General features: G+C 45.3%; 11 protein-coding genes. 4 read left to right on the plus strand and 7 right to left on the minus strand.

Features of this window, described 5'->3' with window-relative positions:
* Nucleotides 1-7: 7 nt before the first annotated feature.
* The 7 genes from cmr4 to csx16 form a co-directional block, all read right to left on the minus strand.
* Nucleotides 8-865, minus strand: coding sequence for a type III-B CRISPR module RAMP protein Cmr4 (cmr4, locus tag DYC63_RS12270; protein WP_115219458.1), 858 nt, complete (start codon nucleotides 863-865; stop codon nucleotides 8-10).
* A gap of 12 nt (nucleotides 866-877) precedes the next feature.
* Nucleotides 878-2,026 (minus strand): type III-B CRISPR module-associated protein Cmr3, encoded by a 1,149-nt coding sequence (gene cmr3 / locus DYC63_RS12275; protein WP_115219459.1) that lies wholly within the window; start codon nucleotides 2,024-2,026, stop codon nucleotides 878-880.
* Nucleotides 2,023-3,774 (minus strand): type III-B CRISPR-associated protein Cas10/Cmr2, encoded by a 1,752-nt coding sequence (gene cas10, locus DYC63_RS12280; RefSeq protein WP_115219460.1) that lies wholly within the window; start codon nucleotides 3,772-3,774, stop codon nucleotides 2,023-2,025. The genes cmr3 and cas10 overlap by 4 nt, the downstream gene beginning before the upstream one ends.
* The gene (gene cmr1 / locus DYC63_RS12285) at nucleotides 3,771-4,691 is read right to left on the minus strand and encodes a type III-B CRISPR module RAMP protein Cmr1 (RefSeq protein ID WP_115217424.1); all 921 of its coding nucleotides are present in this window, start codon (nucleotides 4,689-4,691) and stop codon (nucleotides 3,771-3,773) included. Before cmr1 ends, cas10 begins: the two co-directional genes overlap by 4 nt.
* 2 nt (nucleotides 4,692-4,693) lie before the next feature.
* On the minus strand, nucleotides 4,694-5,860 hold the full coding sequence (gene csx2 / locus DYC63_RS12290; protein WP_115217425.1) for a TIGR02221 family CRISPR-associated protein: 1,167 nt from the start codon (nucleotides 5,858-5,860) through the stop codon (nucleotides 4,694-4,696).
* A gap of 96 nt (nucleotides 5,861-5,956) precedes the next feature.
* Nucleotides 5,957-6,889 (minus strand): CRISPR system precrRNA processing endoribonuclease RAMP protein Cas6, encoded by a 933-nt coding sequence (gene cas6, locus DYC63_RS12295; RefSeq protein ID WP_115217426.1) that lies wholly within the window; start codon nucleotides 6,887-6,889, stop codon nucleotides 5,957-5,959.
* A 54-nt stretch (nucleotides 6,890-6,943) separates the two neighbouring features.
* Nucleotides 6,944-7,243, minus strand: coding sequence for a CRISPR-associated protein Csx16 (gene csx16, locus DYC63_RS12300; protein WP_115217427.1), 300 nt, complete (start codon nucleotides 7,241-7,243; stop codon nucleotides 6,944-6,946).
* A gap of 131 nt (nucleotides 7,244-7,374) precedes the next feature.
* On the opposite strand from csx16, the gene cas2 (DYC63_RS12305) reads away from it, so the two are divergent.
* From cas2 (DYC63_RS12305) to DYC63_RS13020, 4 genes are all read left to right on the plus strand, one after another.
* Entirely contained in the window at nucleotides 7,375-7,644 is a 270-nt protein-coding gene (cas2, locus tag DYC63_RS12305; protein ID WP_115219461.1) for a CRISPR-associated endonuclease Cas2, read from the plus strand.
* Nucleotides 7,645-7,763: 119 nt separating this feature from the next.
* Nucleotides 7,764-8,558 carry a CRISPR-associated endonuclease Cas1 gene (cas1, locus tag DYC63_RS12310; RefSeq protein WP_342769733.1) on the plus strand — a complete coding sequence of 265 codons (795 nt, stop codon included), beginning with the start codon at nucleotides 7,764-7,766 and terminating at the stop codon, nucleotides 8,556-8,558.
* Nucleotides 8,559-8,628: 70 nt separating this feature from the next.
* Nucleotides 8,629-8,928 (plus strand): CRISPR-associated endonuclease Cas2, encoded by a 300-nt coding sequence (cas2, locus tag DYC63_RS12315; RefSeq protein ID WP_115218020.1) that lies wholly within the window; start codon nucleotides 8,629-8,631, stop codon nucleotides 8,926-8,928.
* 91 nt (nucleotides 8,929-9,019) lie between these two features.
* A partial coding sequence (locus DYC63_RS13020; protein ID WP_218564633.1) for a hypothetical protein occupies nucleotides 9,020-9,218 on the plus strand: 199 nt, incomplete at its 3' end.

Genomic DNA, 9,218 nt, shown 5'->3' on the forward strand with positions numbered 1-9,218 from the left:
TCTCCCCCTATTTCATCAACAAACGGCACAAACCACGACCCACCGTGTGTTTACCGCCGATTTGAATGTTTAATGCTTTTTCAGGCAGCAGCGTATTCAATTCTTGGGCAGATTTTGGATTGTTTTTATCGCGTGATGCCCCAACGCCGAACACACCCCAAAGCACGGTTTCACAGGGTAAATTTTCTTCCGACCACAATGCGCCGTTTTGAACGATGCGTGTTTTTTGGTCAATTTTGATTCGCATACGGATTTCTGTGGCAGTATCTGCCAAAAAGGAAAACACATCATCAGGCAACACCACAAAACGCTGCGTCAATTCTGCCTGCCAAGTCTCATCATCAGGATAAATAGCTTGGGCGATGGCTTGCGCCCATTCGCTAACAACAGCATTTTTTTGTGCGTCCATATCCAAATCTTCCAGCGCAATTTTATCGCCCAGCAACAGTAGGCTGTCTGAAATCACTTGGGCTTGCTTATCCAATTCAGGAATGGCAAATGATAAATTAGCATCACGCTGATAACGCTTTAAAATAAATGGACAAGTCGCATACGCCACCGTCCCCGCAAACGAACGCACAGGCAACAGCAATAATTGTGCATCGCCAAATGCCACCGCGCCTGCATGTGCAGGATCGTTATTCTCCGCACCAAATAAGATTTTCACATTTTCTTTGGATAAATGGTGTTCGCAATGTTCATTGCCGAACTCATCGCGCAATACGCCTTTAATCGCCGACCCTGGAACAATCGGCAAATTGCTTGCACGAGAACGCGCAATCGGTAAATCCACCGCGCCCACGCCTTGCCCTGTGCCAACGTGCAAAGCTGATAAAGTGTGTAAATGATATAAACGGTTTTCCATAATTTTTTCCTTTTATTCAGGTAATTGCCAAGCAGAAATAAGGCATAAACCAAAACCGTCCAAACGGTCTTGTTCATTTTGACAAAGAGATTGATAATTTAATACGGTAACATCTTTGGCATCAAGACATTGATTTTCTAAAATTTCCAGCCAATAGACCGAACCCGCCGCCACCGCTTTTCGCATGGCCTTGGGTTGATGTTTTGCCAAATCCCAACCCGATACAGGCTGCCAACGGTCTATTGCCGCCGCCCGCAATTTCACGCGAATATCGGTTTGGGGCAATGTGCCGGTGAGCGTGTCTTTATCCAAGCAATCGGGCAACCAGCCTTGTTCAAACACGGCTGGCGACAATAAAGTCAATTTCAAACCATTGGTTTGTTGAAATTCAGGCTGCCTGAAAAGCTGTTTAGGAACTTCGGTTTTCTCTAAGCGCGATAAACGTCCTTCACCACCAAAACGCACCAAATCATCATTCAATGATTCTGCCGCGGCAATCACAAAGCCATAACGCTCTTCGTGCCAGCCTTGATGATTTTCACATCGCGTGTTGGCAAAATCGTAGGCAGCGCTTTGAAACAGTTTGCCGTCTTCACCGGCTAACGTATCACGATCAATCGCCACATGGCTGCGCACTTCTACAGGCAAGTGATTTGCGCCATTTTTTTGAATATCCTCATAAGATAATGATTGACCATCACACTGCCAAGCCAAAAAATCCGCCAAATCCCAAAATGCCGCACCGCTTTGCGGTTTGCCTTTGATAGAAGAAGCCATCTGCACCGGCAACAAATCATGCGGCAAATCCGAACCACAATCTTCAGGCACTTTTTGTGGCGACAAACGCAGCAATTGCACACGATCGGTTTCTTTATTTTTAAGATACAGAGCATCGGCTGGTTTGGGCACAAACACCTGTTTCAAGCTACCTGAATCGTCCAATTTCGCCAAAAACAAACCGTTTACCGCAATATTTTGCAAAGCCGCTACATCGTAGCTGCCTGAAAAACCGTCCTGCTGCTGCGCCGACACCGTGCGAATCAAACCCGCCGCCGCGCTGGGCAAAGGAAACATGATGTCGTCTGTGTCCGACTGTGCGCCAAAGGGTTTGCCACTGCGAAACACCAACGGCGAAAGCGCGTCAATGATGTAATAATTCATGAATGTTCTCTCCCTAAATCGCGTTGGGTTTTGGCCGCCAGCCAGCGGGCGATGATTAACTCGGTAGCAAGGGCGTTTAAGTCTTGCAAAGCATTGAGGCGGTTTTCCAATTCCGTTTTCACGACAGCATCTATTTTTTTACCGTCATGAGTACGGGCTTTTTCCAACATACGCATCAATTCAGCCATGCGGATTTTTTCCAACAAGGCTTCATCTCTGGGTGTGGGAAAATCGGTAGCCGTAAAAATTTCACGACAATCATAAGCAATACGGCTGCTGATGGTTTTTTCTTGATAAGCCTGCTGCCAGAACCTGAATTTTTCCAATGCAGATGTATCATCCCAACGCAAACGCATATCTACAGTCGCACCGCCGCGCACCGCCAATGTGATGCCCAAAGCATTACGCTGTGTTTTTTTGGGGTATTTATCGCCTTTAGCTTCTTTTTCGGCGCGTTTTGCCAAGGCACGGATATTGCCCAATGGTGTATTGATGTGGCAAATTGCCAAACCCACCGATAAGGTAGGCGGATTTTCTGCCCCCAAACCATCGGCAACTGGTTTCAAACTAGCTGAAAATTTTTCTGCCAGTGCTTCGGCACACTTAAGGGCTTGATTGAGCGGCACCAAACCCAACACATCATCGCCACCCGCATAAATACATTGCGCCTGATGTTTTTGCATGGTTTGGGGAACACCTTCGGCAAATGCGGATAAATGTTTAGTGATAGATTGATGATGTTCTATTTTTTCTGCTTTATCCAGCAATTCCCCCATGCGATCGCCGTCTGCCAACAACATGGCAAAATAAGGGCATGGCTCGCCATGTGCTTTCCAAATTGCTTTTAAAGCATATTTTAAATTGTCCAATAATGGTTTATCGGCATCGTCACAGTTTGGGTAAGCTGCTTGCAAACGTGCAGGGTATAAAAATTGCGCGTCATACGGAAAATCCGCATAAATTTGATGATTGCCTAAAACGCGTGTTGCCAAGCCATTTTTCACCAATTCTTCATAGGCTTGTTTCACTTGCTCAAAATCGGCATGGTGTTTGACTTCAGCAATCCAACTCTCTGCCGCCACGCGAGTGATGGCGGTGAATTGCTCCGGATTACCGCATAAACGCTTGACCACACCTGCACAATCCAGCTGCTCCGATTGGCTCAACCCTAATTTTTTGCGTAACAAAGAACTGTTTTTTTCAGGCAGCACGGTTTCACGCGCACCGTCTAACGATGATTTGGGTAAATTCACTTTATTAAGTGATGGAGCAAAATCACGAGTGGCTTTACGCGCTGCCAACATGGCGGCGGCTTTTTGGCTGGCTGAAACATATTCTTTCTCATCAGCCATTTTTGCCCACGCGTATTGCACTTCCACATAATCGTTTTTTTGATTATCCCAAAGCTCTTGGCGCAACTGTTTACCGATTTTTTCAAAAACATCATCAGCTTGTTTAACAAAAAAATCCTCTGCGGCTTTTTTGGCTTCTTTGGCAATATTCAACAGCTCTTCTTGAGATTTATTTTTGATGATAACCTGAATTTTATTGCCCACATTTTCAGGCAGCTTGTTTTCTTCTGCATGAGGGAAAATCATTTCCGCACCGCTATTTAGCAAACTTTGCGCCGCTGCTTTGGCAATCTCCGACAACAACCACGACCCCGCCCACAAATCACGACTGCGCCGCGCCGAAGCAATAAATCCTTGCACCGGTCCTACAGACAGGATTAAAACATATGAATTCATTTTGTTTTCCCTAAAATGTTTTTCACTTCTTGGCTGCTATTGGGCAACATCAGCACCATAGCACGCCATTGCGAACCGTTATAAACAGGGCGACTAAACACCGTTGCCAAATGACGCGAATGTTCATCATTTTTGCCAAGTAATTTTCGAAATGCCTCTTTATGCTCACGGCGTTTTTCTTTCCAAGCATCAATCGCATCAATCCACGCGGCTTTGGCATTATTTTCTAGGCTGCCTGAATGCAAGATTTGACAACCCAAATCACGCATTTCCTGTTCTGAAACCAAATTCAAGCCTTGCACGGTAAATACGCCACAACCGCGTCGCGTTCGTCCACCAATACCGCCCAAAGTCGCCCACCAGCGTAGGGTTTCTAAAACTTGTTCTTTTTGTTCATCGCTGATTTTTTGGTCAAAGCAATATTGCAAATTCCAACGCAAACCTTCTTTACCCAACTTCATTTCAGGCAAGCCAGTTCGGGTGCTTCTGGCGGTAAATAAGGCATAACCTAATGTATCATTGATATTTTTAGCGTAGTCTGAAAGCAAGGCTTTTTGGAGTTTATTTTCCATTTCCACCCGCAAAAACACCAAACTCGCATGACCTCCGCCCTCATCGCCATCATTCATACCGCCCCACAAAGCAAATTCCGCTTTGCGAATATCTTTCAGCTTCCATTTATGTTGCGTCAACAAACGCCACCAAAAACGCAACTGTCCGCGAATCGCTGCCACACGAATCGGTAAATCCGCATCACTGTGTCTTGCTTCAACGCCACCACCGTGAATAGGCGTTACCAATTCACATGAAATGCTTTGCCATGCTATTTCAGTAGAGTGCTGCCCTGAATCTGTTGTAATAATTTTGCTGTCTTTATCAAACACAGGTGCGGCTAAATCAATTTTTCGTAAACTCATGATTATATTTCCCATGTTTCAATATATTGAATAATATCTTTTAGTTTTTGATGTAATTTTTCTTGGTTATTCAAAATTGGTAAAATATCAGCATTATCTGGCTTTGTACCATGTGCCATTGCGTTACGAATAGCAGAAATTTCGTTAAATAATTTTTTACCCGTTGAATTAAGAGTCTTCTTCAATTCATCCTTTGCTTTATCACGTAAACCATGAACATTTTGATCTTGATTATTAAATTTAATTTTTTTAGAAATCCATGCTTCATTACTCAAAATACTGGCTTGTAGATAATTGCCATTTTCCAAGTGTCGTTTCGCCAAATACAACTGGCGTTCATAATGACCTTTCTCTTTCACCCATTGAAGTCTCTGCACCCAATCATTTTTTACCAATGGTAAAAATAGATTATTAATTTGATTTGATTGTAAATTTTTATTAAACTCTTTCAACGATGAACGCGAAAATTGCATTTGGTTAATATTTTCAAAAAAAGCAGCTTCCTTCAATAATTGACCATTATGCGAATCTAACAATGGGATAAATGCGGCATAATTATCGCTTTGTTTATAAGCAGAAAGCGCATCTACCCAATCCAACATGGTCAGCATACCGCTCAAATCCACTACCGGCGTACGGTTATTCTCATTTCTCATTTCAAACGCGCCATAATAAATATGTTCAGTACGAATATTTTTTATACTTTTCAAAAAACGCGCCGCAACCAATGCCAACATAGGTAAATGTCGAAAGCCATGAGTAACATCGAGTGAAATACATTCATTTTCACATAATTCTCTGGAAATTCTTTGCAAAATAGCAATTTGCTCCACACTATCACGTGCATATCCAATCACGATACAGCGAACCTCACAACCCAATTTCTGCTCTAACTCAGGTGTGAATGCCTGTAAGAAGTTTTCATCAACTTCATTTTGGCTAGATTTTTCAATTAATTCCAATAACCTTTCATCTGTAGTGCCGTAGTGATCAAATAATACATCCCACATACTACCGGCTGTACCAATCAGCAATAATTTTTTAGGTTTTATTATTTGTGTTAAATCGGCTCCCATAAATTTAGTGGTAAAAAATTGATTATTTAACTCATATTCCGTTTCACGGTAGCCATTCATTTGCTTACCTAAAAAACTAATCAAAGTACTCATATCATCTCCTTGGTTAAAATGAAAATATATCAAAAATTATTAACTTAAAACTTTACATCTAAACTATAGCATTCTAAAAAGATGATAGTATAAATTTCAATCATTCGCTAGTTTTCTCAAGCGATAAGCCCCCAAACCAAAAACCGTTTCTTTGCCGATATGCAGCCACTGGCACAAATGCAAAAACACACTCAGTTCAGGCGGAATATCTTTAAACCGACATTCCCCGATAAGCCCACCTAAACTCATATGCTGCTGTTGGCGGTTGGAATAACGCGTCCAATCCTGCCATCGGACTTGGCTCTGCCAAACAACATCTTGGCATTGCCTAGCAAGAGCGGCATAGTCGGCCTCTATCGCTTGAGGAAAATAAAGCTGAGCGATGCTTGAGCTGCGCCGCATCGCCTGCCGCAGCACTTGGTCTGCACTAAAATGTTCTTCTTTAACGACCTTGCCTTGCTGCTGTAGACGCACAGGTGTTAGAAAATTCAGACAGATATGCTCTGGATAGCTCTCTGGCAAGCTGATGCTATTATGATGCCGGATAATATTCCTATCTTTGAGAATAGGATACCAAGAATCTTGATGCTCTACTGCCAATTCAATCAACTCCGCACGACTTTTCTGCCTACCGATTTGATGATTAAAAGCCTGCTGCAAAGCATAGCTAATCAGCGGCAGATAATGCCGCGCCTCGCCAATCAGCACAAGATTAAAACGATATATCTCGCCGCTTTGCCAATGCGTTTTTCCCTGTAGCGGCGGCTCGATAACATAAGGCGGCGGCGGCGTATTTCTCTGACTGCGATCAAGACGCTGACTCGGCGGCACACTGAAAACGCGGCTATAAAAACAATTATCTTGATGCGGATCTTGTCTGCAAGTACAAATATATTTCATCAAAGCATGCCCAAAAATACCGCGCAAAGTAGAGCCGGCATAAGCAGGAAATTGCACGGCTTGATGCAGCAAAAAACCAAAACGATAACGGGCAATCGGCAAATCGCTCGGCAAATTATGAGGCTGCATCGATCTTCCTTTCTTTTGCCGCCAATCTAAGCATCTCCAGCCCTCCTCACAACATCATGCCTTCAGCTTGCGCACATCAAAAGCCTGCAAACTTGCCCCCGCTTCACGCATCTCTTGCGCTGAAAACTCGCTACCGCGCATCGCCAAAGACTGCGGCATCTGCAAAAAATAAAACCGCGCACCGCGCTCGCAAACCTGCGCTGCCAAATGCACAGGCAAAGTCCCCAAAACCACATCGCCGGCATTAATCTCCTCCACCGCCAAATGCGGCACCACCCTATCCACCTGCCAAAGCTTCTGTTCAGCAATCCAGTCTATAGCGCCCTGATGACGCGAAACAAACCAAACCGTCATATCCAGCTCCTTATTGAAAACCGCATCATAAAACAAAGCTTAAACAAACTCGATAAAAACAAATTTTTCTACTCAAAAAAATTTACCATCACGGCATAAATAAACACCACAACAAACACATAAGGAAACCCATGCGCCACTACTACCTCTTTATCTACGACATCAGCTGCCCCAAACGCCAAGCCAAAATCCGCCGCCTGCTTCAATCCTATGCCACAGGTAGGCAAAAATCCCTCTACGAATGCAACCTCCACCCCCACGAGCAACAACAACTCTGCAACGACATCAGCGAACTCATCACCGAACAAGACAGCCTTCACTACTTCATTACCGACTCCGAAAAAGCCAAACACTACGGCATAGCCCACCCCTTGCGCCAAGACTATTTCATCATCAGCTAAAGGACAACACATGAGCACCCTCTATATCGACCGCCGCAACCTTAGCCTCAGCATAGAACGCGCTGCCCTAGGTCATTCGCGAAAACGAACAACACCTCAACACCCTTCCCCTCAAACTCATCGAACGCCTCTGCATACATGGCGACCTTCAACTCAGCGCACACAGCCTAGGCAAACTCGGCGAACACGGCATTGGCATCGTCATCTTAAGCGGCAGAAACCGCCGCCCCCTGCCTATTGATGCCCAATTGGAAACTAGATGGAAAACGCCGCCAACACCAATACACCCAAGCCCAAACCCTGACTTTTGCCTACAACAATCCCGCCACATCTGCCAAGAAAAACTCCAAGCCCAACTGGAACACCTTCATCAATACCGCCAACCGCCCATTTACCGCCACATCAAATCCATTACCCAACACCTCTCCCACATAAGCCACAGCCCAAGCATCGCCCAAATTCGCGGCATAGAAGGCGCGGCGGCAGCCCAATACTTTTGCCGCATGGCAGCACATCATTCCGCGCAATCTGCAATTTACAGACGCAACCGCCGCCCACCGCGCGACCCAGTAAACAGCCTCCTCTCTCTCGGCTACACCCTGCTACACTTTGAAACCGTCAAACACCTACACCTCTGCGGACTTGACCCCTACATCGGCTACTACCACCAAACCGAACACGGACGCGAATCCCTCGCCTGCGACCTCATCGAAGCCCTGCGCCCGCAATACGATCAATGGATCATTCAACACATCAAACAACAACGCTACCGCGCCCAAGACTTTCGCATCACCGCCAACAATTGCAGCATCAACAAAACCGCCCGCCAACACTTCTACCAAGACTACGAACAACTTGCCAAACAACTGCGCCCCCAATCCACCACCGCTGCCGCCAACTACTCAAAACCCTAGATCCCGCCCACGACAGAAACAGCGACCACCTCCACATCATCGACAAAACAAACAACAGCGAAACAACATCATGAACTGGATAATCGCCTACGACATCACAGACAAACGCCGTCTGCAAAAAATCCACCGCCAACTCACAGACATCGCCATCTCATTGCAAAACAGCACCTTTCTATACCAAGGCAATGAAACACAACTCATAGAAACACTCGAACAACTCATGCAAAACCTAGACCCTAAAAAAGACGACCTACGCGCCTACCCTCTCGCCGGCAAACTCTACCGCCTAGGCAAACCCAGCCTAGGCACAGGCATCAGCCTCGGCAACTTTCCGGAAACCCCATCGCCATATTTAAAACACAAAACATAAAACACCCCTTGAACGGCGCGCAAACAGCCTTTAAAATAGCGCGCCTCAACGTTCTTCCGACACAAAGCTAAGTCATTGAAAACTCGACAGCATGAAAAACTCCTTTTGGCAAAAAAGAAATTTAGCTAAAGCGCCTTTCAACCATTTGAAAAGCAAGGAGAAAAAAACAGGCAGTCAGTTGGAACAACCGCCCCACACATCGGGGATTAAGACGCGCAAGCCGATCATCACAGTTGGAACAACCGCCCCACACATCGGGATTAAGACACTTGCAGCTTGTATGCCTCACC

The sequence above is a fragment of the Suttonella indologenes genome, assembly GCF_900460215.1.
Taxonomy (GTDB): domain Bacteria; phylum Pseudomonadota; class Gammaproteobacteria; order Cardiobacteriales; family Cardiobacteriaceae; genus Suttonella; species Suttonella indologenes.